Genomic DNA, 24,939 nt, shown 5'->3' with positions numbered 1-24,939 from the left:
GCCTCTTAGTTTGCAGCGCTAAGCTGAGTGTCGCGCTGTGCAATCACAAGACGGGTATCATCCAGGTTCAGTGTCACCATGTTTGGGGTGATAGGCATGCCCGGGCCAACACGTGCAGGACCATTGGCTGCAACTTTATCGCCCGCTTCCAGACCCGATTTAATCGCACGGAATGCACCGTAGCGCTCACCCAGCTCTACCAATCGGTATTGCAGCGTGTTATTGGCGTCTACCGTGAGTACAAATCGGTTTTTCAGATCCGTTCCAATGGCACGCTCAGGCACCAAAGGCATAGTAGCTGCGTCAGCCGAGCCCAAGGAGATGCGCGCAAAGGCACCTGGTTTCAGACCGTGTTGCTGCGCATCAAATACTGCACGTACGCCTAAAGTGCCGGTATTAGGGTTAATTTCATTATCGATAAAATCAACCACGCCAGGCACCGATGCCCCACCATTGATACGCTGTAATTGCACCGTAACGGCATCAGTAGCATCAACACCGGCAAACTTGTTGCTCCAGGTGCGCTCGTCCACATCAAAGTATGCATAGATCTGTTGATCTGAAACTATGGTTGCCAGCGTGGTTTCACCGGCGCTCACATAATTACCTTTGGTCACGATAGCACGCGAAATCACGCCACTGATGGGCGCTTCAACCTGACTAAATTCTAAATCAAGTCGCGCTTTTTTCAGCTGTGCGGCGATAGCATCACGATTGGCCTGTGCCTGACGCAATGTCGCCGCACGCTGCTCGGCAAGCTCGGTTGACATGGCTTTTTCAGCCACTAGCTGTTTGGCACGGCGCGCTTCGCTTTTAGCCTGCATCAGCGCAGCCTCAGCACTAACCAGCTGTGCGTTCAGAGTTTCAACCTGCACTTCAAACGGGCGCGGGTCGAGTCTGAACAACGTCTGGCCCTTTTCAATTCTTTCACCTTCTTTGAATGTCATCTGCTCTACCTGACCAGATACGCGAGGCTTAAGCACTACCCGCTCCGGCGCTTGCAAACGCGTGGTAAAGGTATGCCACGACTGCACCGGGGCCATTTTGACCTGTGCCACATCAATGGTCAGCGGTGGCGGCTGTTGCTGCCCTTCCTGTGCATTTGGTTGGCTACAACCACTGAGCACCAAAGCAAGTGCGACCGCACTGAGTGTATAGCTAATTTTATTCATGACATTCTCCGACAGTATGAGTTGCTATGATGGTACGAAGAATTACCGTGAAGAAAAATGGTAGTTTTTTAAAAACATTAGTGCCAGAATGGCACCAATAAACTTTTCTTTGTGTTGAAAGGACAGATTATGGATACCACCAGCCGGTTGATTATGTTGCTCGAAGTTGTTGAGCAGGGGTCGTTTTCTAAGGCAGCTGAACTAAGAAATATAGACCGTTCAGTGATCTCCAAACAGATAGGCAAGCTCGAAGAAGAACTGGGCGTTCGGTTACTGAATCGCACAACCCGATCATTTTCCCTGACCGCAGCCGGCGCTGAAATGGTAAAAAAGGCCGCAGACTTGCGCTTACTATTACAGGATACGGTGCAACTGGCAGAAAACTATCACCAGGAGCCCAGGGGCTTATTGCGCATTACCGCATCGAGCTATATCGGCCAACATTACCTGATGCCTGTCATCAACGATTTCCAGAAACGCTTTCCTCAGGTCAGTGTTGAGATACGTATGGATGACCGGGTAGTGGATATGATCTCAGAAGGATACGATCTGGCCTTTCGGGTTGGTGAGCCCCGCGACTCCTCTCTGGTGGCCAGAAAAATTGCCCGTAATAAAATGCTGATCCTGGCAACCCAACGCTTTATCGACACCTATGGCGAGCCAAAGACCATGGCCGACCTGGCAGACTTGCCCGCAGCCTCATACAGCAGCTCGCACCTGCGCTTTGAAGCTATCAGCTATATCGACGAAGATGGCAAGCCGCAGGAGCAACCCATTACGCCAGTGTTTCGCTCCAATGATGCAGAGGCCCTGATGAGCAAAGTACTATCGCACACCGCGTTTTTTACCGCACCGGCCTTCTTCTTTGCTGACGGAGTAGATACCGACCAGCTGGTCCCCCTGCTGACCCATGTCAACCTGCCCGATTACAGCGCGGTGTATGCCGTTTACCCGCACCGGGATCTGCCGGTAAGAACCCGATTATTTTTGGACGCGGCACGGCATTATATCGGCGAGCATAAGCCGCGCTGGGAACTCAACATTCCCGGAATAGAGCAACTTTATCAGCCTAAAGCAAAATAATAGCTCAGAACGGGCGCTTTTCTACTCATACAAAATTGTCAATAATGACAGTGGCAGAACACTGTTTAAATACACCTGCTTTGCGCCCCAGTGCTGGAGTGCAAAGCATTTTGTGAATTTATCCCCTCCTGTTGCACTTTACTCTTATCAATAATGTCATTTCACAAAGAGTCATGAATTGCTTTCGAAAAACTGAATTTACCTAATAAATATCAGATACTTAATTTAATAAACCGGTCGTGGCTTAAAATGTTAACAGAAGAATAAAAGTCTTTTTTTAGCCATATATCTGGCACAGAGATGCCATTAATTCTTAGCCTCTTTGTCTTTTTTGGTTTCTATAGTACTGCCCCTGAAACAATTACAGAGTCAGGACTATGAAATTAAAATTACTAACACTCGCAATGTTTTGCGGCACAACCGCATTGATCACTGGTTGTTCAGATAACGATAACAAAGTTGTGATCAAGCCGCCGGTTAAAGAACAGCAGGCGGATGAAGACAAACAACCGACCGATGACAAGCAGCCGGTAGACGATGATAAGCCTAAGGATGATGACAAAGACCCTGAGGAACCTGAAGAGCCCACGATAGCCGAAGGCACCTTACTGGAACTGCGCATCATGGAAACAACGGATCTACATGCGAACCTGATGAACTTTAACTACTTCTCGAATAAAGAAGACAACAAGGTCGGTCTGGTAAAAACCGCCACTTTGATCCGTCAGGCACGAGAAGCCGCTACAAACTCAGTATTAGTTGATAATGGTGACCTGATCCAGGGAAGCCCGCTTGGCGACTATATGGCCAAAATTAAAGGCCTTAAAGACGGTGAAGTCCACCCGATTTATGGTGCAATGAACACACTGGATTACGATGTGGCCAACATTGGTAACCATGAATTTAACTTTGGCCTGGAGTTTTTGGACGAAGCCATAGACGATGCCAAATTCCCGTATATCTCAGCCAATGTGTTTAAAGATGATGGTGACGATGATCCAAACAACGATGTACCACTGTTCACCCCTTACATCATTAAAGACAAGCAGGTAATTGATAAAAATGGCGACACACAAACACTGAAAATCGGTTACATCGGTTTTGTGCCGCCACAAATTATGCAGTGGGACAAAGCCAATCTGGAAGGCCAGGTCATAGCCAAAGACATTGTCGATATGGCCAAACACTATGTGCCTAAAATGAAGGAAGCCGGTGCAGACATCATAGTAGCTATTCCGCACTCTGGACTGGAAACAGCAGAGAAAAAACCTCTGGCTGAAAACGCCAGCTACTACCTGTCCAAAGTCGACGGCATTGATGCCATCATGTTTGGCCATGCCCATGCGAACTTCCCGGGTCCACGCTATGCTGGCCTAGAAGAACATGGTGTCGACAATGAGAAAGGTACTATTAATGGCATCGCGGCCGTCATGCCCGGTTTTTGGGGTAATAACCTGGGTATCATCGACATGACCTTAGAATACGGTGCTGACGGGTGGCAGGTAAAAGACACTCAGTCGACGCTGGAACCTATTTCTATCACCAACCCAGATCGCACTGTCACGTCTTTGGCCATTAACGATGCACAGGTCGAAAACGCGGCAATGGCCGCACACGATGAAACCAAAACTTGGGTTAATGAGCCGTTTGCCAAAATCTCTGACGAGGTAAACAGCTACTTTGCACTGGTTAACGACGATCCGTCTATCCAGATAGTCACCGACGCGCAACTTTGGTACACACAGGCCATTGTAAAAGGGACTGAACTGGATGACCTTCCGGTCCTTTCAGCGGGTGCCCCTTTCAGAGCTGGCCGGGGCGGCGCCGATGATTTCACAGCGGTTGATAAAGGTGACATCGCTTATCGCAATGTGGCGGACTTGTATATTTATCCTAACGTGCTGAAAGTACTTAAACTCAATGGTGCTGAAGTCAAACAATGGCTGGAAATGTCAGCGGGTCAGTTTAACCAGATAACACCCAACACAGATGCGGTTCAGGTGCTGGTAAATTCAGATTTCCCGTCTTACAACTTTGATGTCCTGGACGGTGTGACCTACCAGATAGATGTCACAGAGCCTGCAAGATACGACACTAAGGGTAACAAGGTGTCTGACGGTAATCGTATTAAAGCGCTTACCTATCAGGGCGAACCGGTAACCGATGAACAGGTATTCCTGGTGGCAACCAATAACTATCGTGCTTCAGGTGGTGGTAACTTCCCGGGGATCTCTGGTGAAAAAATCGCAGTAGACTCACCAAATGAAAACCGTCAGGTGGTCGCTGATTATATTTCATTGCAGTCAAACAAAACCCCTGAAACCGGCATGGACCCAAGCGCAGATGGCAACTGGTCATTTGCTCCGGTCGCGGGAGCTAACGTTGTGTTTTACAGCTCACCGTCGGATAAGGCAACAGCATTCAGTGCGCGCTTTGCCCATATCACTCCTTTAAATCAAACCACAGAAGATGGTTTTGCAATCTATCAAATCGACCTGACTCAGCCTGCAAACTGAGTGTCAGAACGATAAACAAATTAAAAGCCACGCACTTGCGTGGCTTTTATATCGCGCCGTAATCACAGGCAGTATGCGGCAACTTCATATCAACCACCTGAACTCAGTGCACGACTTTACGGCCAAAGGACTGTGTGCTTGCCAGGGAAGCTTGGCGACTTGGTGAGTTAAATACGATTGTTTAGCGACGTTCGCGACAATTTGACTCTCTGAGTGAGCGCGCTTACAAAGCATAGGTGGAAGGTCTGGTTGATATTCACAACGGGAATTGATGATGAAACTATCTAAACTCACAGTCTTAGGCCTTGGTGTAGCGTTTGCACTATCAGCAACTGCTTTGCAGGCTGCCACACCGTACAACTGGAACAATACCGCACCGGTTAAAGTACCGAGTGCACAACAAAGCAATGGCAAAACCGTACTATTCGACGTCTCACACGGCGGTGTTGAAGGTAATGCCGACTGGGTTATTGACGGCGCCTTTTCTGACTTTGCCGATGCCCTGGTCGCTGAAGGTTATCGTGTCGAAGAATATCGCGGCGTCGATTTAAACAATGACGGTAAAATTCGCTTTTATGACGATCGCAACATCTCAACTCAGGCCAACGAAGCCATCATAACTTATGATGCCATCAAACATGCCGATGTTTTTGTCCTCGCGGAAACTAACCGTCCCTTTACCCTTGCAGAGCAACAGGCATTGGAAACCTTCGTTGCTACGGGTAAAGGTATTTTCTTTATCGCCGACCACTATGACGCGGACCGTAACCTCAACACCTGGGATGCTACCGAAGTCTTCAACGGCTACAACCGCTCAGATCTGAGCAAATATAATCTGGGCGGCGCCTACGGTGACTGGCGTAACCCAAAGAGTGCTCAGCAAGGCTGGCTGGTAGAAAACTTTGGTATTCGTTTTCGCTTTAACGGTGTTGACTATAAGCAAGGTGTCAGCGGTGTAGAGCCGGCGAATCAGACCGAAGGCCTGACCCAGGGTGTGGCGCCAATTTTAATGGCTGCAGGTGCGACTCTGGCCATCGTTGATGGTCAAAAAGCCAAAGGCCTGGTTTACTTTGCTGAAACAGACAATCCAACTAAATGGAAATATGCCAAAGACTCTGGTCTGTATTTTGGTGGCGAGGCCGAAGGCCCTTACGTTGCCATCGCTAAGTCTGGTGCTGGTAAAGCAGCATTCATTGGTGACTCCTCCCCCATCGAAGATGCAACTCCTAAATATCGTCGTCAGGACAACGGGAACACCAAAAAAACTTACCCGGGCTGGACAGATCCAGGTCACGCCTCTGTCTTATCAGTTAATATCATCAACTGGCTGGCTACACCTGAAAGCTACACCCATTTCGATGGTGCCAATGGTCGCACACCAGGTCGCGTTACGCCCACCCCCATGACCTCTGAGGAAATGTTCGACCCCAACAATGGTCAACCCTGGAGTAATCCAAGTAACGGCTTTAACCCATGGGATACTGATACCTACAAAGACAACTCTTTCAATGCACCGTATGGCCAGGGCCAGGTAGACCCTGATCCTGACCCGGATCCAACACCAGGCACTGCGGTGTCTGTTGCTGACGCATTGGCGGCGACAACCGGCACGGAGTTAGTTGTTCAGGGTAAAGTAACTGACGCCGTCAATGGTATCTATGGCCTGCTACTGACAGACTTAAATAACCCGGCTGTCAGCATCAACGTCAAGTTAGAGTCTAATCAACGCGCTGACTTCAACCCGCAATTGAACCCTGAAATTCTGGGTAAAACTCTGTTAGTGACCGGCAAGCGCAACAGCTACATGGGTGAACCAGGGATCCGCTACGTTACAGATTTGGTTATCGCACCGAGCGCGCTATCCGTTTCTCAGGCGTTGGCCACCGCTCAGGGTGAAACCATTACTTTAACCGGTAAGGTCAAAGCACCGCTGAACAGCATCTATGCTTTGGTTCTGTCTGACTTATCTGACGACAGCACCACCATCAACATCAAGCTTGAATCCAGCCAGCGCGCCGAGTTCAGCCCGCAACTGAACCCAAGCATACTGGATGAGACTTTGGTGATCACAGGTAAGCGCGACTCGTACATGAGCCAGCCTGGTATCCGTAATGTCTCTGAAATTGCCAAGGCGTCGTCAACTTCACCAGACCCGGATCCTAACCTGGATATGACGGTTAGCGAAGTACTGGCAAAAAGCAATGGCACGCCAGTTGTTGTGGCTGGCACCATTACCTCAGCCATCAACAACATTTACGCCCTGGAACTGAGCGATCCAAACGCGCCAGGTAACAAGCTGTACATCAAGCTGGAATCATCACAGCGTGCGACATACAGCCCTCAGCTGAACCCTGCTTTATTGGGTAAAAAACTGCGTGTAACTGGTGTTAAAAATGACTATATGAGTCAGCCTGGTGTACGCAATGTCACCGAACTGACTCTGTTGGATTAATCTGGCAGGCAGGAAAGTCAGGCGACGCTATATGCGTCGCCTTTGTGATTACTCGTCCTCAGCAAGAGACTCGATATCCTCAATCAGGTCATCCAACTCCGCAACCAGCCGTTTTTTCTGTTTTTCGCTGAGGCTTTGATATACATCCAGCAAATATTGATGGTTGGCTTTGCTATTTTGCTCATTAGCCAGGTTCAGCTGCTCAGAACGATAGACTTCTGGAGCCATCAGTAACTCAGACAGCCTGGCTTTGAACACATCACCGCGCCCGGGCTGAGCAAACAAAGCTCTGAGCTCTCCCTGATAGCGCGCGCGATAGTCTGACCATAACGCAGCGGTGCTGATTTGCTGATCATACAACTGCTCAATGCGCCCTTCCTGTTCAGCAGACAATCTACCGATCCAGCGCTTAAGGTTGTTCTTACGCTCTTTTAGCCAGCGTTTGTGTTTTTTCTGCTCTGAACGCTTTGCTCTTTTCTCTGTCCGCTCAACTTCTCCTTCGGCAATTTCATCAAATAGTTCACTGACCTGCGCATCACTGAGCATTGGGGCCATTTCGACCAGATCTGGCACCACTTTGTTGCGCAAGCGATGCCAATGTTCAAGCATTTGTGCACGGTGGTAGCCAATCCGCTCCAGCGTAATTTTGTCATTTTCTATATCTGATTTCAGCATAGTAAGCTGCTGGGCGTACTGTGTCAGCTCCTGTGACTTATGCCAGTCCAGCCAGGCAAGCAAGCGCTCGTCAAACTGCGCTTCCTGTTCATCGGTAAGCGAAACATAGTCATCAAGATACCAATAGCTCAGCCAGTCGGCGTTTTTATAAATAAATTTAGTTGAACAGCCAGTCATTGTGAGCAACGCCAGCACCATCAAAAGCTTTCTCATTGTCGTATCCATAGTCCGTGTTGTTAGTCTCTTTAGTTAATACGGAATTTGTCAAAATGTGGACTAAAAAAGTGTCTGTAAATATTTCTTACGTTACAAACTGTGCCGATACTCAAATCTTAGAATAAGCCGATTTTCGCTTAAACTGCGCTCTGCTCTGTCCTGCATCTTGCTTGCATACTGATCCCATACCACAAGTTACAAGAGGAATAGTTATGAGCCACTGGAATGACGAACATGCAGTCAGCTACGACGAGCAATGGGGGGAGCTGGCGTTCCACCAGCAAATTCCGCAACTTGCGAAAGTGCAACCCGGTTGCAACATCGTAGAGATTGGCTGTGGTGGCGGCTTTTTAAGCCTGTGCCTGGCGCAGTCTGCAGCTAACGTGCGCGTCACGGCACTTGATCCCACACCTAAAATGATCGCTTTAGCAAAAGCGCGCCAGAAAAAAGCCGGGCTGTCACTTGCTCAGCTGCAATTTTTTGAGGCCAGTGCTGAAGCACTGGATGTCTCCGATAATACGCAAGACTTAGTCATCGCCGCATTTTCCGTCCACCATTGGCAAAACCCAAGTTACGCTATGGGACTGGTTTTCTCTGCGCTCAAATCAGGTGGTCGACTATGGCTATGTGAAGATCTCAATGCACCAGCGGAGGGAGATATGGAGGTACATTCACAATTAAAGGCGCTCGATGGTATAAATGCCTTGCTCAAAGGCAGTGGCTTTTCTCAACTATCGCACGCAGTACATAGCACTCATGAAGGGGAATTTTTGGTTGTTGAAGCTCTAAAATGTTAAAGCAGCAGGTGCCCGATGTTTTATCCGGGCACCACCATTCATTACGCCAACATCAAAGAAAATACACTCAACCACATAAGTTGAGTCCAGTAGGACAAACGCTGGTACAAACCCGCCCCTTGCCTGGCTTTATATGCTTTAACCAACTTGATAGTGAAAAAAATCGATGCTAATACCACTGAAACAGAGAATACACGAAACCACGGCGTGATCAGTTCGGAGTCGGGACTGATTGTGATAATAACGGGCGCAACCAGCAAAGTTAACATCACGACTGAACCGGCCGTTGAGTGGATTTGACAATGTCGGCTCGGCGTAAGTGTATAGGGGTCTTTGTCCATGGGGAAATAGCCAGCGAACCAGGTACCTATACCGTGAAACACAATCAATCCGCCCGTAATATAAAACGCGATACTCGCATCCGGCAGCTGAGTCACATGCCAGCCAAAAATCACAAACATCACGCTCAGTGGGTAATTATTAATCCAGGGAGACAACTTTTGTGTCGGGCTTCCCGACGCACCCAGTTCGCTGCAGAACTGATTAAAGTGATCGTAGTTGGGGTAAAATCGACCAGCAATGTATACACCGAATGTAATCCAGATGGACGCAACCAGGCCTAATAATGCTGCAAAGAACTCAAACATTCGCTTCCTCCTTGGGTCAGGTAAAGCTGTCAATGACAGATATGCGCTTTTTATTATTCTGCACTTATGCACTCTTGATTTGTTTATTATGTGCTAATTAAACGTACCTAAAAACGAATCAATTTGCAAAAAAACTGACTCTTCAGCCACTGTTTTCTTTATCACACCAAGTTGAGATAGCCATACTGATTGCAGAAAAGAAAAAATAGCTATATATATCTGCGACTTAAAAATCAGTCTGACATTTGAATGTTATGAACAAAATTAGTATGTGGACAAAAACCGAGCTGGTAACGTATTATTAATTTTGTTCACATTTAACGATATAAAATGACAAACAAGTCGTTATCTGTGGAAGGAGCAAAACAATGTATGAAGGAAACTAAAATGAAAAAGCTTATGACCTTGGCTGCTGTTGCAGCCTGTTTGTTTACACTCAGCACCACAACTCACGCCCGCGGCAGCAACCCGGGGGATTTCCGCTACTATCACTTCCAATGCCTGGACAGTAATCAGGTTCAACTGTGGTTCAAAATTTCGCAGACTTACAACCCGACACTGGGTGCAACCTGTGAAAACGATGGCGGCAGGCTCAAAGTTACCAAAGTGTTTTGGTAAACAAACACATCTCGACCTGACCAATCAGTAATGATAAGCATGGCCACTCAAGTGGCCATTTCGGCAATACGCGTCTTTGGGGCAGGCCTTCACCGTCGACTTTGTTATCGTAATTGCTCTCTGAATCAACATTTATAAATTGAGCAGTACGCTTTCCATGACAATCACTCTGGCTCAATGTGCTCTTTAATTCTATGGCACCTGGCTCGTTATATAAAAATCTAGGTTTTAGTCAGTTTGCGTAATTAAAAACAGCAACAAACATAGGCAGAAAAAAGATCGTGCTCAGCACACTCACAGCAACGGTTGTAGTTTTGCCAATTTTTTCCTGCGCATAACTAAGTTTAGGCGACTTAAATACCGCTAATATTGACCAAGCAATAGCAATAAAGAGCCACCCATTCCATAGCTGAGGACTATTACTTATGCCGTTGGTATAGGCGTATTGCCAGAACGCGATTAAACCTATGCCAAGAAATACTGCATTAGATAGCTCTTCAATGATAACTAACGGGGATCGTGTATCCCGACCTAATACGAGCGCACCGACCTTGAATGGTAAAGGCACGATCAACAATAGGGCTGTGGCCCAAAACATTATTTTCCAAAACATTTCTCTGTTGCTCCTTAACAAAGCCCGCCGCCACACAGTCAAACAATACAGGCCTGGATCGACTTACCGGCTCTGTGTTGGCTACGACTGAATGCCAAAATAGAGGGCATCTTTAAAAACCTAATCTATTGCTTTTTAAATCGCTTAAAAGATCATCTGTCTGGTAGAGTTCGTTACAACAATGCCTTTTGCTGGAAGCTCTATGCTGTGCGTCGCTTAGATAGTCAAAATAGTGCAGCCAGCACTGAACTAGTGGACCATACTAAAAGCCACCAGAGAGCTTTTTAATAAATAACTGATGCATATCTGTACCTTTCTCAATAAACTGATAATTCAGCAAGTGATCCAGGCCCTCGTAGTAAAGATGCTCGCACTGTCCGGCGCGTTTGGCATTCATCTTGTTGCAAATCGTTTCTGCCATCTGAGGTGCAGGCCAAATAGTGTCTTTCTCACCAGACATTAAGGTAACCTGCGCACGAATAGCTGTAACGGGTATATCTGCCAGGTCAGCATCAGCACGGTTTGACAACGACTGAGTGTATAAATCTCGCAAGCCGTTCACTGGTCCACTGGGTTTGAAAGGCACATGAGGCAACGCTTTCCCCTGCTCAGTCCAGCTCGATGCAGGAACTTTCTGCCAGTCCTTTAGAATTCCCGCCCAAACAACTGAACTTGGTGCAATAGCAACCACTTTTGAGATCTGTGGATCTCGGGTTGCCAGTAATAATGCAGCTTCCGCACCCTTTGACCAGCCAACCAAAATTAACTTATCCGGAAAGACTTTACGCTGACTTTGTAACCAGGATTTGGCTTTGGTGAAATACTCCAGCGGAATTTTCTCCAGCTCTTGAGGCAAGCCTTTGGATTTGAAATAGGCCAATGCCAGAGTGGGATGGCCAGCTTCGATTATTGGCTGAGCAAGTTTTTCGGGTAATCCCCCCTCCGAGCCACCAAGAACAAGGACACCAATTCGCTGCTCTGTCGAGTCTGAAGAATGGAACTTACCAACCAGTCCGTCTTTCTCCATCGATAAGTGGGCTACTGCCCCATATACGCCAGAACTCAATAAGAGAGAGGCGACCAGGGTCGTTTTAACTATTTGCCTGAACATCATATTATTCTTCTTATTCATTTATTCTTGTGGTTAATAACACACACGCTTCAATTGTGCTTCTCATAGCCAGAAATTATGGTCGTATGCGCAACGGATGCATCAAAGTAGCATGCCTTTACTTTTACATATTCGGGGTCAATGAAAAAGTCATCCGCGATTTCTTTGCTTGGAAAATAAATGGTGAAGACCCGATTGATCGGTTCATTCGTCTCTGACTTGAGCACCTTGCTGACGATAAAGTCGAAACCAAACCCACCCTGATACCTGTCTAAAATAGGCTTCATCGCAGTTCGGTACTGGCCGTACACCTCATCGTCCGTTACCTCTAACCCGACTAGATATTCATACATAATCTTCTCCCTTGCTAAAAGGCCTGCTGCTGTTGGTACTGAAACAGCCCTTTTAGTGCATTATACAAGCCAACGGCCAGTGTAAAATCGTGCGGCTCATCATCAAACTCGTCTAACTGCAGTTGCGAGTCTAAATGACGATTTCTTAATATTGTTTGTGCCAGAGAGTCATAGATCTCGCGCATTTCACCATCTTCGCTTCCTATATTCATATAGAGATAGTTTTTCACCCGCCCTTTTGATGCAACATATTTCTTGGTTGCTTCTGCGGTTTCACGCGCCCCCCACCAAACAGCGGGGCTGAATGCAAAAAAGCTTTGAAATAATACAGGTCGAGACTGAAAGCTGTGGATCACTAATAAGCCCGCGATAGAGTGTCCAGCAAGTGAATTGAATTGATTCGTGCGGTAATTTTCAGCGATGGTTGGCATGAGCTCTTTTTCAATGAAATCTAAGAAAGCATCTCCCCCACCCCCTTCGCCAACAGGCCCTCTCGGGTCCTGATTTACTGTTGGCGCAAAATCCCTAATTCGATTTTGACTGGTTATGCCAACAATTATGTGTTCGTAAGACCCATTTGATGCGTGCAGCCTTTGCAACATGCCATGAACTAATTCGCCATTCAGTTCACCATCAAGCAGGTAAAGCACGGGATATCTTTTGCTCGGATGTGAGAAATATGAAGCGGGTAATGCCACCGTGATCTTGGGTGCTTCCTCAAGGTATTTCGACTTGGGCATTTCCACTATGGTAAAACTCGCGGCATTGGCCACAGATGACACTAAAAAAAGCAGTATGACAATACTCACTCTCAACATATAAAACTCCTTTTGCGACTGAGTCCCGTCACAAGACATAATCCAAATTTTTAATTCGAGCCGATACACAACTCACTCTCGGCCTAAACAACTATTAGAAGTCTATTAGAACCACTTTTTTCCTACGTTACAAGTTGTTATGTTTCTTACAAAACCAAATTTGCGGTACTCACTGGTAAATCGACGATTGGTGTAGTCAATAAGCAGCGAACCTACTTATTCAGCACCCGCTTGCGACTTGCCCTGGTCAAATAAGCCGCGCCCAGCCCGCTGAGAAAACCAAAGATATGGCTCGAGCTGCTAGTCTGAGCGGAGAAATCGAACAAAGTCGCTAAAAAGCTGATATTGGCATAATAAGTGAGTATCAGTAAGGCAATAAAACTGAGCACGGCCAGTACGTTGCGATTAAACAACGCAGCACCAAGCAACAGACCAAAATACCCCATGACCAGACCGGATGCACCAATGTGATTACCTGAACCGGCAAACAGCCAGACAAACAACCCAGTCGTAACCAGGATCAGCAGCGTCGCGCTTTTAAACTTGGGTAGCCTCGCGGCCAGATAACCACTGATAGTGAGACCCACCAGGTTACTCATTAAGTGACCCCAGCTGCCATGCACAAAAGGGGCGGTGATAATGCCACTCAGATAATATTCATTGTGTGGGATGATCCCGAGTCGCCCAACAGGCAAGCCAATTACGCTCCCCAACAGCTGTACCAGAATCATCACAGCCATTGCATATAAAACCAGCTTAAAATTGGCTGGAAAAACCAGCGCACGCTTACTCATTTATGTCCCTATGGTTTCCGGTTGGAAGTTGTCAGATTTTAAGCAAAAAAATAGCGCCATCAGGCGCCATTTTTCTCTAACGTTCAATTAGAAAGGCATTTTGAAGCCCGGCGGCATCTGCATACCACCAGTGACGTCGGCCATGCGCTTTTGCGACTCTTCACCTACACGGCGTACTGCGTCATTAACCGCTGCTGCCAGCAAGTCTTCGATCATGTCTTTGTCGTCTTCCATCAGGCTTTCGTCTATCTCTACGCGGCGTACATTGTGGCTACCCAGCATAGTGACTTTAACCAGGCCTGCGCCGGCTTCACCAACGACTTCAAGGTTCTTGATCTCTTCCTGGGCTTTTTCCATGCGCTCTTGCATTTGCTGCGCCTGCTTCATGATATTGCCCATTCCACCTTTAAACATAGTCTGCTCTCTTACACTTCAAAAAATTAAAACTCTATGGGATACAAGATAAGGGCTTACTTACACAATTACAATGCCCTTACCGATTTTTCGTCTACTGAGGCCTCAAACTCGCGAGCAAAGGCCTGGATCACGGGATCGTCATTCACTGCTTCGACCGCCTGAAGATATCTTTGCTGATCTATATCCTGCTGGATAAGAAACGGCGTATTAGTCACTGCATCTACAAATTCGATATTGAGTTCAACCGGCTCACTTAAGTTTTCAACCAGGCTCTCGTGTAGCTTTTCTCTCAGCATATTTGAATCCAGATGCTGCTGGCTTTGCTCAACCTGCAAAGTACATTGCAGGCCCTGGCGATTGAACATAGCGTGCAGCGCAAACTGCCTTACCCGACCACCCAGCTGCATGTGTTCTATCATCTGTGCCCAATCGTCTTTTTGATGCGCGTATTTAATATCGCTGATTGGGCTGACAAAATTCTCTGGCGCAGGAATAATGAGTGTATTGTCCTGGCTCTGCTGATCGTCCGATACCTGAGGCGCTAATTGTTCTAATAACTCAGGTGCCAGTTTGCTCTCATCTTTTTTAAAGCGCTCAGCCATATCCGGCTTTTTGGCTTTACGAAGCGGCGCTGCTGGCTGAAAGTCTTGCTGCGGCAGGCTCTGTCCCTGAGTATCATTCGTTCCGCTAGTCTGGCTATCAACTGACGGCGAGGCCGGCGGAAAAGCCCTGCCTGACGCAACAGCGCTAGGTACAGCACCTCTGCCCTGCTGCGACTCAGACTTTTTTGCTTCATCATCTCCTGCAAGCAATTTACCAGCACCTGAGATTTGTCGGTTTTGTAAAATTCGAGCAATTGCCGATTGAGCTTGCTGCTGCTTCTGTGCCAGCTGCTGAACCGGTGTGTGTGTTTGTTCACTCTGCTGAGACACCTCACTATGCTGATGGTGAGGAGGTATAGTCTGAGACTGTGGTTCGCTCTGGTGTTGCTCATATCCTTGTGATTCAGCCTGTGCCATGATGTCCTGATATTGTTGTTCAATCGAGACATCCTCAGGTGATGGCTGAGGTGCTGAAGGAGAAGGTTGCTGAAAAGCCGCTTCTGTATGTTGTACAGGAGATTCAATTACTTGAGGTGCAACCCGCGATTCAGGCATTTGCTGCACAGGGCTCGTTGCCTGCTGAGCTGTACTCTGAGCCGGGACTTGCTCCATAGGCCCCTCCTGTTGAGAAGACGCCCTATTTTGCACTGGACTAACCACAGGCGCATTCTGTTGATCCGACGCAGACTGGGGCTCAGGTGCAACCGGTTGGTTTTGTGTAGCTTGTGGCTGACGGTCTGGTGCTGCCGCGCTCGTCTGAGCTTGCGGACCACGCTGCTTTACGCTCAGCATATCTCTGAGCTTACCAACCTTACCCGGATCCTTTGCAGCAGCAGGCGTCGGGCCTGATGCCTGGCTGAAGTCGGCTTGCTCAAATGCCAGCAACCGCAACATGATCATTTCAAAGCCCAGTTTAGGCTCTGGCGCCCAGCTGAGATCTTTCTTGCCGGTAAGCAGCAACTGATACATAAACTGGGTGTCTTGGGGCGATAACTGCTGTGCCAGAGTCTTAACTTGCTCGGCTTCAAACTGACCAAAATTAGCTGCCTGAGGCACCAACTGAGTTAGTTGAACCAGGTGCAACAGGCTGATGAGATCATCCAGCACACTGCTGAAGTTACCATTTTTCAGGGCTATATTGGCCACTTCTGCCAACAGGGTTTCACCCTCTTGCGATAACACCGCAGCCATAAGCAAAACGGCGTGGCTACTGTCCATCAGACCAAGCATCTGCTGTACGGCTGGTAGGGTCAGCTCACCATTGGTTTGTGCAATGGCCTGATCGGTCAGGCTCAGTGCATCACGCATACTGCCGTCTGCTGCCTTGGCCAGAACTTCCAGTGCCGTCTCTTCAAAATTGACGGATTCCTGAGGCAGGATCTGCGACAATTGAGTCACTATCTGGCTTTGTGCCATGGCATTGAGGTTAAACTGCAAACAGCGCGATAGAATCGTAATCGGTAATTTTTGCGGATCTGTCGTTGCCAGCAGAAACTTAACATGCTCAGGTGGCTCTTCCAGGGTTTTTAGCAAAGCATTGAAGCTGTGCTTGGACAACATATGCACTTCGTCTATCAGATAAACCTTGTAGCGACCGCGCGTTGGGGCATATTGTACATTGTCCAGAATTTCTCTCGTATCTTCGACCTTAGTACGTGATGCAGCATCAATCTCAATAAGATCAATAAATTTACCTGCTTCGATCTCTTCACACGCACTACACTGGCCACACGGAGTGGAGGTGATCCCCACCTCACAGTTCAGGCTCTTGGCGAAGATCCTGGCAATAGTAGTTTTGCCCACTCCCCGAGTCCCGGTAAACAGATAGGCATGATGCAGACGTTGCTCATTCAGAGCATTGATGAGTGCCTGCTTGACATGCTCCTGTCCCATCATCTCGTGGAACGACTGTGGACGCCATTTACGCGCCAGAACCTGATAACTCATAGTCGGTTACTCGCCGTCGAACTCGACCAGTTTTAACACTTTGATACCCATATCTGCAACGCGTTTTTCACCGCCCAACTCAGGCAATGAAATCACGAACGCAGCGTCAGTAGCTTTACCGCCGAGACGCTCTACTAGTTTAGCGGTTGCTTCAATGGTGCCACCTGTTGCCAATAAATCGTCAACTAACAGGACTTTATCGCCCTCTTCGATGGCATCAACATGCAGCTCCAGTACATCTTCACCATACTCAAGTTGATAAGACTGGCTAATCACTTCACGCGGCAATTTACCTGGCTTACGGACAGGAATAAACGGTAAGCCTAGTTCATAGGCCAGCGGTGCACCAAAGATGAAACCACGTGACTCTGTACCAATGATCTTGGTGAAGCCCTGCTTTTTATAGGCTTCGACCAGGCAATCCATAGTTGCTTTGAAGGCTGCTGGGTTAGCTAATAAGGTAGTCACATCACGGAACATGATCCCTTCTTTAGGGTAGTTAGGAACCGTTGCGATGCTGTCTTTAATCAGTGACAAGTTTGCTTGTGTCATAATCAATTGCTTAATAAGTTTAAATATCAAAGAGCTCGATTATAACAAGAAAGCAACCACATGAAATGCCAGCTGGGCAGATTTCACAATAAATTCGTGATGTTCGGGTAGAAAAAAACCACCCAAAGTATAGGTGGCTTTTAATTCTGTATGACCAGAAGGTTATTACCAGCGATTAAGCGCTCAGTGCCGTTGCCCAGCCCAGAATTGCATTCAGGCAACCAATGCCAGCGAATACAGCAACAAAAGCCAGGAAATACTTAGCGTTAAACGGATCTTTGAAATCACCTTTAGACATATTACTACCTTTATTTTTTAAGCGCCGGGTGCGCAAGCAGCTTGGTCTGAGGTGTGGCACGTCAGGATCTGCCGCTTGTCTGTCACTCAGCATAAGCACGACAAAACGGCGCCCATAATAATCGAACTTAGATGCCCGATAAAGGGGTATTATGCTTTTTTATCGACCAATATGCCAAGGCGGACAAACTGGCTTAAGGTTTGAATTGCCCCATTGATCAAGGTCTGCTCGTCAAACTGGCTAAACTGTTCGGCCAACATCCCTGCCAAAGCCCCTATAGTTATCCCAGGGTTAACAACAATATTTTGAATAAGGAGTGCGGTCATTGGGTTTGTTTCTATGAATTGCACTTCAAACGCACGGTCCCGGTAAACAATAAAGCAATGGGGTCCTGACGGTTCATGGGGTTGATGCTCAACGCTTATCTGGTGTACCGGATACTGATAACTTACACTGCGTGCGCTCTGAGCAAGATGCAACCCAGATAATTCTGATAAAGGCAGCGGAATAGGCACTTCTTCTGTCACTTCCTGCGCAATTGCCACTTCCAGCTCTGTCCACTCATAGTGAGCCAGCTCAAGTATAAACGGAGGATCAGACGGAGTTGCTGTGTACTCTTCTTGCAAAAAGAACAAAAACTCACGACTTATCTCTAAAAAATAAGGAGACTGGCAATCATGCTGACTGAAAAACTCACGCACCAAAGTTAACCAGGTTTGCTCCTCATATAGACTCTTTAATACGGGAAAAGTGGAAGCAACAAACCCCTCAATGTTATTAAAGAACAACTCCCTGTAAATCTGCATACGGCGGTCTTCAATGCCCTCAGGCGCTGGATGGACATCGGGATCTTTAATATGAGCCATAAACTCAGCCTGAATTTGTTGAAACGACATCAGGCAATCCCTCTTTTTAGCTTATCAATACTCTGCACAGTATGGATCTGATCAACTTCCTCAAGAAGTTGAGGTAATGAAGGAATGTTAAAATCACGCTCCAATAAGGTTGGAAAAACACCATGCAGGCGGTAGGCTTCTTGCAATAATTGCCAAACGGGACCGCACACTGCATCGCCATGGGTATCTACAAGCAAATCCTCTGCTTCGACATAATGCCCGGCAATGTGACCATAAGCGATACGCTCAGTGGGCATCGCGGCTAAAAATGCACTGGCATCATAACCATGATTGATTGAATTGACGTAGATGTTATTCACATCTAAGAGCAGATCACAGTCAGCTTCTTCGAGCACTGCTAAGGTAAAGTCCTGCTCAGATAACTGTTGACCCGGCGCGGCATAATACGAGACGTTTTCCACAGCTATACGGCGCTCTAGTCTGTCTTGCACTTCTTTGATCCGTGCCGCAGTATGCTTTACCGCTTCTTCCGTGAAGGGGATAGGCATCAGGTCGTACATATGACCATCACCGGAACAATAACTTAAGTGTTCGCTGTAGCAACGAATATTATGCGTCGAGAAAAAGGTTTTCAACTCGCTTACAAATTCGATGTCTAATGGTGCCGGGGAGCCGAGTGATAATGACAAGCCATGGCAAACAAACGGGTGCCTGGCTGTTAACTCCGAAAACTGAGCAGCGAATTTGCCACCGAGCGTCATCCAGTTTTCGGGCGCGACCTCATAAAAGTCGACCTGCTGAGGAGGAGTAGTCAAGATATCATCTAACATTTCTCGCCTCAGGCCCATGCCAACCCTGCCAAATGGTTTAGTCATTATCACTCCTTAGCCGTGTTATCAATTAAGCGTGGCCACCACACTTACCTTCGCCGCATTTTCCTTCTTTTTTACCTTTGGCATCACCGCCACATTTGCCTTCTCCGCATTTACCTTCTTTTTTGCCTTTGGCGTCACCGCCACATTTACCTTCGCCGCATTTGCCTTCTTTTTTGCCTTTGGCGTCGCCGCCACATTTGCCTTCGCCGCACTTGCCTTCTTTTTTGCCTTTGGCGTCACCGCCACATTTACCTTCGCCGCACTTGCCTTCTTTTTTGCCTTTGGCGTCACCGCCGCACTTACCTTCACCGCATTTGCCCTCTCCAGCGTCTAGCTGATAACCCGCAGTCATTTGCTCAAAGCTAAACGGATTCGCCGCGGCCTCTGGAGCACCAAATGTTGCAGCCGTCACTACAGCCGCGCCCAGTGTCATTGCAAGTGTGTTCGTTTTCTTTACTGATTTCATGTTGTTCTCTCTCAATCGGTAGCAATAAAATGAATGATTCGCCTAGTAGACCATGGACCGAAGATATTTATTTCAGCATTTGAGAAATTTTTATCTCCATTTCCCTATTAATAAATCATCTTCTCTCGTATAGAATAGCGCGGATTTTTTCTGGTGCGGTAATAATGAAACTATTTTTAGCCCCAATGGAGGGCGTTGTCGACTTCAAAATGCGTGAGCTACTCACGGACCTGGGTGGGTTCGATATGTGTGTCACTGAGTTTATCCGTGTTGTTGATTTAACCTTGCCTCGTCGCGTGTTTGTCCGTTATTGCCCTGAGCTGCTTAATGGTGGCCTGACACGAGCAGGTACTCCGGTACGTATTCAATTGCTTGGTCAGGTACCCCATGCACTGGCGTCCAATGCCAGAAAAGCCGTTAAACTGGGTTCACATGGTGTCGATCTTAACTTTGGCTGCCCTGCAAAAACCGTCAACAAGAGTAGAGGTGGCGCGGTGTTGCTTAAAGAGCCCGAGCAAATCTATCAGATTATTCGTGCTGTGCGTGAGGCCGTACCTCTGGAACATGAGGTCAGTGCGAAAATTCGACTCGGATTCGATGACGATGCAAACAGCACTGAAATCGTCGATGCTGTCCAGAGCGCAGGAGCATCCAGCTTGGTGATCCATGCCCGTACCAAACGCGATGGCTATAAACCGCCTGCCTATTGGGAGAAAATCCCGCCACTTTTGGAACGACTTAGTATTCCTGTGGTTGCCAATGGCGAAATTTGGCAAGTAGAAGATGCCATGCGTTGTCAACAACGCAGTGCCTGTGACAACCTGATGTTGGGGCGTGGTGCCCTGGCGACGCCCGACCTGGCAGCTAAAATAAAAGCACATGTGGAAGGGCGCGAATACCGTCCGCTTGAATGGCAAGAAGTGGTCTATCATATCCTGCACTCCTCTATGCACCAGGACCCCGAAGTCGGCGAAAAATATTTCTCATCTCGCACCAAACAGTGGCTTGGTTACTTAAAGTTACAGTACCCTCAGGCCTACACTTTATTTGATGAAATAAAGCGCCTGAAAAGCAAAGATGACGTGGTATCTGTGCTGGATAAATACGCAAAGTCCCCAGCGCTTGATTCAAATCATAACAATGAGCCTGCTGCCTAATAGATAATGGATGCTCAGAAAAGGAGAAGAGCGCCATGAATGAGAATTTAAAGAATCACTATCAGGTAAAATTGCAGACAGAACTCGACCAGATCAGGCACGAGTTCCTTGCAGATTTGAAACAAGCCAGTAATCACGCAACCGAGGCGTTGATCGATACCCTCCAATCATCACCGCCACATGAATGGGTTGATATCGCAACCGATCGCATCTGTCCGGGCCAGTTTCCTAATTTTGAACGCCTGGTAAAGGTTGAAGCGGCAATTTGCCAGATGGACATAGGCCAGTTTGGCTACTGCTGTGATTGTGAGAAGAAAATAGAAGACACCTTGCTGGCAGCTGATCCTGCCGCACAAAGGTGTCTGGAATGTCTGGCTAAACAGAAATAACTGAATCTAACAACACAAAACTGGTTGCAGGATAGAAAAGGATATTTTTAAGCACGACGAAGGCCTGGTCTTCATTCAGCGCTAACCTAGATTGCAGTGCCAACAGAGCTTGTTTCTGCGACCAGGCAAAGTAATGCACACCCAAATCGACTTCCATCATAGATAACGCAACTTGAGCTTCACCTTTTGTAAGTATCTTTTTACACTGACTCACTGTTTGCCTCAGAGAGACAAATCCATCCCTCCAGTTTAGCCCGGGCACCTTGTCACAGTTTGACAGCAATTGGTGCACAGCGGGCTCATGCGTACCAACATTAATTTTCACTGGCGCCTCATTCGTTTTACCCGCCAAAGATTGCAACTCGCCAAACAATGCTTCCGGCGATCGAACAGAGCCGCTATAAAAATTGAGTTTGCTCTGATACCATTCTTTTCCGTTAGGCAGCTGATACATTCCCAAAGAGGACCTGACCCGATAACTTTCTAGATACGCGACAAGATCTTGCGCAGCACTTGAATGCTTGGTTATATCAGGCGCTAGGTAATCAAGTAGCTGTTGCTTTTCTATCCGGTTAAGTACAATTTTACTTTCGCGCGCTTCGTTCAAACGTGACTTAACATAGCTGTACCAATTATCTAGCTGGGACGAGGTAAGCTGTTGTTGTCCGATTTTTGCCATGTTTAGATGGGCAGGCCAGGGCTGGAATCGTTCTGGATAACGTTGTTGTATCGACAGATATTGTAATTCTTGCTCTGCCGCCTCGGTGAGACTATCCAGATCCGCTCGCGCAAGCAGATAGTGCCTTTGCTCAAGGTAACGCTCTGTAAAAGGTAGTTCCAACAATATATCTGCCTGCTCTGAACGGTTTTGGTAAGCGAACCAATTGAGCTGTTTAAATTGTTTCAACAGGTTTTCGTATGAGATCTGTACTTGTGGCTCGGTACAAGCTGCCATCGTCAGTGCTACTAGCGCGCAGACTATATTACGTCGAGAGATTTTCATTTACGTTTATCCAACCTTGTTCAACTATGCGGACGTGCACCTAGCACTCAGGTCCATATGTAGTTTGAGTATATCAAAATTGATGGAAGGTTTTGTTATTTAAATCAAAGTTCTAATGTAGAAGCCTCGCGAGTGATACAAATAAAGGCCACAATGTTTTAGTGGGTAATAAAAAGCAAAAAGCCCCTTTCGGGGCTTTCTAATTAAAGGCTGATACCTTTACGCTGTGCTTTCTCTTTGATGAAAGAGGCCCAGCTGCGAGCGAATTTGCGCGTTCTAGGATCTTCCTGAGCCTTGATAATCGCACTATATGCTTGCTTATACTTTTCCTGATACAGGTAAGCTTCTGCCAGATCAGAGTAGATTGTCCCTGTTTTCTTAGAACCAAGCTCCAACGCTTTGTTCAAGCGAACAACGGCTGCACTATACTGTTGGTCCTGCAGTAACAAACTACCTGCTTTGCGGATTAACTCTGCATCGTCTTCAAACTTAGAAGCTTCTTCATAATACTTTGCCGCTTCACTAATGTGTTTGGCTTGGTGGAAGTAGCTAGCAATCGCTGTGACATTTTGCTTCGTACGCTTAACCTTTTCCTCTTTAACCGCTTTTTCCATAACTTGAGCGGCTTTCCAAGGTGTCTCGTTCAGTGAGTAGTAGCTACTCAAAATCTTGTAATGGTTTTCTTTTTCAAAATAGCCATTACGATATGCAACTTCCATCACGGTCTGACCTTTTTTATAGTCTTCCGTTTGCATGTAGAAGGAGCCTAAACGAGTCCAGGACTCTGGATCTTCAGGGAACAATTTAACCAGTTCCTCAGCAACCTTAACGGCATTGTTGAACTGTTTAAGTTCAAAGTAAGAGCCAATTTTAAGCATATAAAATGACTTATTTGGCTCTTCTTTATTTAATGCGATAGCTTGGTCCGCTGGCTCAATAACATCTCTGAACTTTTTAAGTTCATAGTTGGCTTGAGCGATACGACCATATACCTTCGCATCTTGCTCACCGGTAAAATCCATCCAGTCATAGTAAGCTTTCTTCGCGCCTTCGTATTGCTCAGTACCAATTAGAAGGTCACCTAACAGCTTGATCAGATCGCCATGATCTTTAAAGTTCAACACGTCTGGCGCTATCGCCTGACGGATGTACTTAATCGCTGTTTGATAGTCTTCTTTCTGAGCATACAGGTTACCTAAATAACGGTTAACCGTAGCACGGTCGAAGTCATCAGACGCGTCGATTTCAAGCAATAACGCGATTGCTTCATCGACTTTGTCTTCGTTATACAGGTCAAACGCTTTGATAACCTTTTTACCAACTCGCTCACCCATAACCTTGGTTTTGGCGTTTTTGCGCGCTTCGATCTTCGCAGGATCCGGAGCGGCAACTGCTGCGGTGCTTAACGCACCGCCAGCCAACGACATCATCAGAGCAAGAGCTGTTGCTTTAGACATTTGCTTCATATCTTACTCCTATTAACCTTGGTTAAGTTTAAAGTCGAGTTGAACAGTAATACCAGGTTGTTTCTGCGGCTTACCATCAACGATTTTAGGTCTGTATTTCCACTTGCGAAGCGCACGTTTTGCTTCACGGTTGAAGATACGTTTTGGTTCAGCATCGATGATCTCAATGTCATCTACACCACCCAGCTCATTGATTGTAAAGCGCAGCTGAACCCAGCCTTCTTTACCATCACGCGCTGCTTGAGGCGGGTACTTAGGTTCGATACGAACGATAGGTGTTGCTTCACCGTCACGACCGAAATCACCAGGACCACTTAAACCACCAGCTGTGCCACCGATGTCGATGCTAGGCATATTAAAGCCAATTGCACCTGCGTTCGGGTTAGCATTCTCAGGCTGAGGCGGCTGCGGCTTAGGCGGCTGCTTAGGCGGTGGAGGAGGCGGAGGCGGTACACGCTTCCTCTCCTGCACATCTGATTCAGGCGGATTCGACATAATCTCGACTATGATCTCTTCCTTCTTATTGTCAGCCCTATCCGCTCCTCCTGAGATAAGATAGGACATAAAGAAGAATAAGCCGAAGGTTACTGCCCCACCTGCAAGAAGTGAAAACAGAAATCGAATCATCACTTAGCTCCAGCTATTGAAATCTTCAAGGCGTCGTCAGTTGCCTTAATCTGATCCATTACCTTAACAACTACACCGTGTTTCGCGCCTTTATCCGCCTGGATAATAACGGTCTCGGTTTGTTGTTCAGCTAACAGATTTTCAAGGTTCGCACTTACACGCTCAACATCAACCTGACGCTTGTCCATCCAGATCTCACCGTTTTCACGGATAGCGATAAAGATGTTCGCATTCTTAGTTTGTTGTGCCTGCGCAGCTTTTGGCTTTTTAACTTCAATACCGGCCTCTTTAACAAAAGAGGTGGTAACGATGAAGAAGATCAACATGATGAATACGATGTCAAGCATCGGGGTCATGTCTACTGCTGCTTCTTCTTCCTCACGAAAACGTTGTTTACGTGCCATAATAAAATCTCTCT

26 protein-coding genes are annotated in these 24,939 nt (G+C 47.1%); 7 read left to right on the top strand and 19 right to left on the bottom strand.

All coding sequences use genetic code 11. The features are described 5' to 3' along the window. Window positions 1-5 precede the first annotated feature (5 nt). Window positions 6-1,172: an efflux RND transporter periplasmic adaptor subunit gene (locus NH568_RS08280; RefSeq protein ID WP_253046215.1), complete on the bottom strand. Its 1,167-nt coding sequence runs from the start codon at window positions 1,170-1,172 to the stop codon at window positions 6-8. A gap of 129 nt (window positions 1,173-1,301) precedes the next feature. On the opposite strand from NH568_RS08280, the gene NH568_RS08275 reads away from it, so the two are divergent. From NH568_RS08275 to NH568_RS08265, 3 genes are all read left to right on the top strand, one after another. Next, the gene (locus NH568_RS08275; RefSeq protein ID WP_054016786.1) at window positions 1,302-2,255 is read left to right on the top strand and encodes a LysR family transcriptional regulator; all 954 of its coding nucleotides are present in this window, start codon (window positions 1,302-1,304) and stop codon (window positions 2,253-2,255) included. Between the two features lie 377 nt (window positions 2,256-2,632). Continuing rightward, window positions 2,633-4,771, top strand: a complete 2,139-nt coding sequence (locus tag NH568_RS08270) for a bifunctional 2',3'-cyclic-nucleotide 2'-phosphodiesterase/3'-nucleotidase (protein ID WP_253046214.1) — start codon at window positions 2,633-2,635, stop codon at window positions 4,769-4,771. A 274-nt stretch (window positions 4,772-5,045) separates the two neighbouring features. Further along, on the top strand, window positions 5,046-7,223 hold the full coding sequence (locus tag NH568_RS08265) for a DUF6359 domain-containing protein (RefSeq protein WP_253046213.1): 2,178 nt from the start codon (window positions 5,046-5,048) through the stop codon (window positions 7,221-7,223). Between the two features lie 48 nt (window positions 7,224-7,271). On the opposite strand, the gene NH568_RS08260 is transcribed toward NH568_RS08265, so the two are convergent. Next, complete coding sequence (locus tag NH568_RS08260; protein WP_253046212.1) at window positions 7,272-8,111, bottom strand: DUF6279 family lipoprotein; 840 nt, start codon at window positions 8,109-8,111, stop codon at window positions 7,272-7,274. Between the two features lie 215 nt (window positions 8,112-8,326). On the opposite strand from NH568_RS08260, the gene NH568_RS08255 reads away from it, so the two are divergent. Continuing rightward, window positions 8,327-8,911 (top strand): class I SAM-dependent methyltransferase, encoded by a 585-nt coding sequence (locus tag NH568_RS08255; RefSeq protein WP_253046211.1) that lies wholly within the window; start codon window positions 8,327-8,329, stop codon window positions 8,909-8,911. A gap of 41 nt (window positions 8,912-8,952) precedes the next feature. On the opposite strand, the gene NH568_RS08250 is transcribed toward NH568_RS08255, so the two are convergent. Beyond that, on the bottom strand, window positions 8,953-9,558 hold the full coding sequence (locus NH568_RS08250) for a DUF998 domain-containing protein (protein ID WP_253046210.1): 606 nt from the start codon (window positions 9,556-9,558) through the stop codon (window positions 8,953-8,955). A gap of 387 nt (window positions 9,559-9,945) precedes the next feature. On the opposite strand from NH568_RS08250, the gene NH568_RS08245 reads away from it, so the two are divergent. Further along, on the top strand, window positions 9,946-10,176 hold the full coding sequence (locus tag NH568_RS08245) for a hypothetical protein (protein ID WP_138546720.1): 231 nt from the start codon (window positions 9,946-9,948) through the stop codon (window positions 10,174-10,176). Window positions 10,177-10,408: 232 nt separating this feature from the next. Here the strand turns inward: NH568_RS08245 and NH568_RS08240 are convergent, their stop codons facing one another. The 12 genes from NH568_RS08240 to NH568_RS08190 form a co-directional block, all read right to left on the bottom strand. Next, window positions 10,409-10,789, bottom strand: coding sequence for a hypothetical protein (locus NH568_RS08240; RefSeq protein WP_253046209.1), 381 nt, complete (start codon window positions 10,787-10,789; stop codon window positions 10,409-10,411). A 262-nt stretch (window positions 10,790-11,051) separates the two neighbouring features. After that, on the bottom strand, window positions 11,052-11,903 hold the full coding sequence (locus NH568_RS08235) for an acyl-CoA thioester hydrolase/BAAT C-terminal domain-containing protein (RefSeq protein WP_253046208.1): 852 nt from the start codon (window positions 11,901-11,903) through the stop codon (window positions 11,052-11,054). Window positions 11,904-11,950: 47 nt separating this feature from the next. Beyond that, window positions 11,951-12,253: a DUF1330 domain-containing protein gene (locus tag NH568_RS08230; protein ID WP_290444166.1), complete on the bottom strand. Its 303-nt coding sequence runs from the start codon at window positions 12,251-12,253 to the stop codon at window positions 11,951-11,953. Window positions 12,254-12,267: 14 nt separating this feature from the next. Beyond that, window positions 12,268-13,026 carry an alpha/beta hydrolase-fold protein gene (locus NH568_RS08225; protein WP_253046207.1) on the bottom strand — a complete coding sequence of 253 codons (759 nt, stop codon included), beginning with the start codon at window positions 13,024-13,026 and terminating at the stop codon, window positions 12,268-12,270. Between the two features lie 257 nt (window positions 13,027-13,283). Beyond that, window positions 13,284-13,865, bottom strand: a complete 582-nt coding sequence (locus tag NH568_RS08220; protein ID WP_253046206.1) for a rhomboid family intramembrane serine protease — start codon at window positions 13,863-13,865, stop codon at window positions 13,284-13,286. Between the two features lie 87 nt (window positions 13,866-13,952). Then, window positions 13,953-14,279: a YbaB/EbfC family nucleoid-associated protein gene (locus tag NH568_RS08215; RefSeq protein ID WP_138553356.1), complete on the bottom strand. Its 327-nt coding sequence runs from the start codon at window positions 14,277-14,279 to the stop codon at window positions 13,953-13,955. Window positions 14,280-14,347: 68 nt separating this feature from the next. Further along, window positions 14,348-16,831, bottom strand: coding sequence for a DNA polymerase III subunit gamma/tau (gene dnaX, locus NH568_RS08210; protein ID WP_253046205.1), 2,484 nt, complete (start codon window positions 16,829-16,831; stop codon window positions 14,348-14,350). Between the two features lie 6 nt (window positions 16,832-16,837). After that, window positions 16,838-17,383: an adenine phosphoribosyltransferase gene (gene apt, locus NH568_RS08205; protein ID WP_253046204.1), complete on the bottom strand. Its 546-nt coding sequence runs from the start codon at window positions 17,381-17,383 to the stop codon at window positions 16,838-16,840. Window positions 17,384-17,558: 175 nt separating this feature from the next. Further along, entirely contained in the window at window positions 17,559-17,681 is a 123-nt protein-coding gene (locus tag NH568_RS23975) for a hypothetical protein (RefSeq protein ID WP_268795172.1), read from the bottom strand. Window positions 17,682-17,830: 149 nt separating this feature from the next. Then, window positions 17,831-18,577, bottom strand: a complete 747-nt coding sequence (locus NH568_RS08200) for a putative DNA-binding domain-containing protein (protein ID WP_253046203.1) — start codon at window positions 18,575-18,577, stop codon at window positions 17,831-17,833. Beyond that, on the bottom strand, window positions 18,577-19,413 hold the full coding sequence (locus NH568_RS08195) for a DUF692 domain-containing protein (RefSeq protein ID WP_253046202.1): 837 nt from the start codon (window positions 19,411-19,413) through the stop codon (window positions 18,577-18,579). Before NH568_RS08195 ends, NH568_RS08200 begins: the two co-directional genes overlap by 1 nt. 25 nt (window positions 19,414-19,438) lie before the next feature. Continuing rightward, on the bottom strand, window positions 19,439-19,879 hold the full coding sequence (locus tag NH568_RS08190; protein WP_253046201.1) for a hypothetical protein: 441 nt from the start codon (window positions 19,877-19,879) through the stop codon (window positions 19,439-19,441). Window positions 19,880-20,043: 164 nt separating this feature from the next. Between NH568_RS08190 and NH568_RS08185 the strand changes: the two genes are divergently transcribed. After that, complete coding sequence (locus tag NH568_RS08185) at window positions 20,044-21,036, top strand: tRNA-dihydrouridine synthase (RefSeq protein ID WP_253046200.1); 993 nt, start codon at window positions 20,044-20,046, stop codon at window positions 21,034-21,036. A 35-nt stretch (window positions 21,037-21,071) separates the two neighbouring features. Beyond that, window positions 21,072-21,425 (top strand): TraR/DksA C4-type zinc finger protein, encoded by a 354-nt coding sequence (locus NH568_RS08180; RefSeq protein WP_138553350.1) that lies wholly within the window; start codon window positions 21,072-21,074, stop codon window positions 21,423-21,425. On the opposite strand, the gene NH568_RS08175 is transcribed toward NH568_RS08180, so the two are convergent. From NH568_RS08175 to NH568_RS08160, 4 genes are all read right to left on the bottom strand, one after another. Beyond that, window positions 21,412-22,428 carry a hypothetical protein gene (locus NH568_RS08175; RefSeq protein WP_253046199.1) on the bottom strand — a complete coding sequence of 339 codons (1,017 nt, stop codon included), beginning with the start codon at window positions 22,426-22,428 and terminating at the stop codon, window positions 21,412-21,414. The genes NH568_RS08180 and NH568_RS08175 overlap by 14 nt on opposite strands. 203 nt (window positions 22,429-22,631) lie before the next feature. Continuing rightward, window positions 22,632-23,894, bottom strand: a complete 1,263-nt coding sequence (locus tag NH568_RS08170; RefSeq protein ID WP_253046198.1) for a tetratricopeptide repeat protein — start codon at window positions 23,892-23,894, stop codon at window positions 22,632-22,634. A 12-nt stretch (window positions 23,895-23,906) separates the two neighbouring features. Further along, window positions 23,907-24,521 (bottom strand): TonB family protein, encoded by a 615-nt coding sequence (locus tag NH568_RS08165; protein ID WP_253046497.1) that lies wholly within the window; start codon window positions 24,519-24,521, stop codon window positions 23,907-23,909. Then, window positions 24,521-24,925: a biopolymer transporter ExbD gene (locus NH568_RS08160; protein WP_010381814.1), complete on the bottom strand. Its 405-nt coding sequence runs from the start codon at window positions 24,923-24,925 to the stop codon at window positions 24,521-24,523. Before NH568_RS08160 ends, NH568_RS08165 begins: the two co-directional genes overlap by 1 nt. Window positions 24,926-24,939 lie beyond the last annotated feature (14 nt).

Origin of the sequence: Pseudoalteromonas sp. XMcav2-N, assembly GCF_024124545.1 — a bacterium.
GTDB lineage: Bacteria > Pseudomonadota > Gammaproteobacteria > Enterobacterales > Alteromonadaceae > Pseudoalteromonas.
Note: the sequence above shows the minus strand (reverse complement) of the source record. Positions and strands in the feature narration are given on the sequence as shown.

Excerpts from the sequence above, each read along its gene's own strand:
- NH568_RS08280 (WP_253046215.1), bottom strand. The coding sequence starts at position 1,172 with ATGAATAAAATTAGCTATACACTCAGTGCGGTCGCACTTGCTTTGGTG.
- NH568_RS08275 (WP_054016786.1), top strand. The coding sequence starts at position 1,302 with ATGGATACCACCAGCCGGTTGATTATGTTGCTCGAAGTTGTTGAGCAG.
- NH568_RS08270 (WP_253046214.1), top strand. The coding sequence starts at position 2,633 with ATGAAATTAAAATTACTAACACTCGCAATGTTTTGCGGCACAACCGCA.
- NH568_RS08265 (WP_253046213.1), top strand. The coding sequence starts at position 5,046 with ATGAAACTATCTAAACTCACAGTCTTAGGCCTTGGTGTAGCGTTTGCA.
- NH568_RS08260 (WP_253046212.1), bottom strand. The coding sequence starts at position 8,111 with ATGAGAAAGCTTTTGATGGTGCTGGCGTTGCTCACAATGACTGGCTGT.
- NH568_RS08255 (WP_253046211.1), top strand. The coding sequence starts at position 8,327 with ATGAGCCACTGGAATGACGAACATGCAGTCAGCTACGACGAGCAATGG.
- NH568_RS08250 (WP_253046210.1), bottom strand. The coding sequence starts at position 9,558 with ATGTTTGAGTTCTTTGCAGCATTATTAGGCCTGGTTGCGTCCATCTGG.
- NH568_RS08245 (WP_138546720.1), top strand. The coding sequence starts at position 9,946 with ATGAAAAAGCTTATGACCTTGGCTGCTGTTGCAGCCTGTTTGTTTACA.
- NH568_RS08240 (WP_253046209.1), bottom strand. The coding sequence starts at position 10,789 with ATGTTTTGGAAAATAATGTTTTGGGCCACAGCCCTATTGTTGATCGTG.
- NH568_RS08235 (WP_253046208.1), bottom strand. The coding sequence starts at position 11,903 with ATGATGTTCAGGCAAATAGTTAAAACGACCCTGGTCGCCTCTCTCTTA.
- NH568_RS08230 (WP_290444166.1), bottom strand. The coding sequence starts at position 12,253 with ATGTATGAATATCTAGTCGGGTTAGAGGTAACGGACGATGAGGTGTAC.
- NH568_RS08220 (WP_253046206.1), bottom strand. The coding sequence starts at position 13,865 with ATGAGTAAGCGTGCGCTGGTTTTTCCAGCCAATTTTAAGCTGGTTTTA.
- NH568_RS08215 (WP_138553356.1), bottom strand. The coding sequence starts at position 14,279 with ATGTTTAAAGGTGGAATGGGCAATATCATGAAGCAGGCGCAGCAAATG.
- dnaX (WP_253046205.1), bottom strand. The coding sequence starts at position 16,831 with ATGAGTTATCAGGTTCTGGCGCGTAAATGGCGTCCACAGTCGTTCCAC.
- apt (WP_253046204.1), bottom strand. The coding sequence starts at position 17,383 with ATGACACAAGCAAACTTGTCACTGATTAAAGACAGCATCGCAACGGTT.
- NH568_RS23975 (WP_268795172.1), bottom strand. The coding sequence starts at position 17,681 with ATGTCTAAAGGTGATTTCAAAGATCCGTTTAACGCTAAGTATTTCCTG.
- NH568_RS08200 (WP_253046203.1), bottom strand. The coding sequence starts at position 18,577 with ATGTCGTTTCAACAAATTCAGGCTGAGTTTATGGCTCATATTAAAGAT.
- NH568_RS08195 (WP_253046202.1), bottom strand. The coding sequence starts at position 19,413 with ATGACTAAACCATTTGGCAGGGTTGGCATGGGCCTGAGGCGAGAAATG.
- NH568_RS08190 (WP_253046201.1), bottom strand. The coding sequence starts at position 19,879 with ATGAAATCAGTAAAGAAAACGAACACACTTGCAATGACACTGGGCGCG.
- NH568_RS08185 (WP_253046200.1), top strand. The coding sequence starts at position 20,044 with ATGAAACTATTTTTAGCCCCAATGGAGGGCGTTGTCGACTTCAAAATG.
- NH568_RS08180 (WP_138553350.1), top strand. The coding sequence starts at position 21,072 with ATGAATGAGAATTTAAAGAATCACTATCAGGTAAAATTGCAGACAGAA.
- NH568_RS08175 (WP_253046199.1), bottom strand. The coding sequence starts at position 22,428 with ATGAAAATCTCTCGACGTAATATAGTCTGCGCGCTAGTAGCACTGACG.
- NH568_RS08170 (WP_253046198.1), bottom strand. The coding sequence starts at position 23,894 with ATGAAGCAAATGTCTAAAGCAACAGCTCTTGCTCTGATGATGTCGTTG.
- NH568_RS08165 (WP_253046497.1), bottom strand. The coding sequence starts at position 24,521 with ATGATTCGATTTCTGTTTTCACTTCTTGCAGGTGGGGCAGTAACCTTC.
- NH568_RS08160 (WP_010381814.1), bottom strand. The coding sequence starts at position 24,925 with ATGGCACGTAAACAACGTTTTCGTGAGGAAGAAGAAGCAGCAGTAGAC.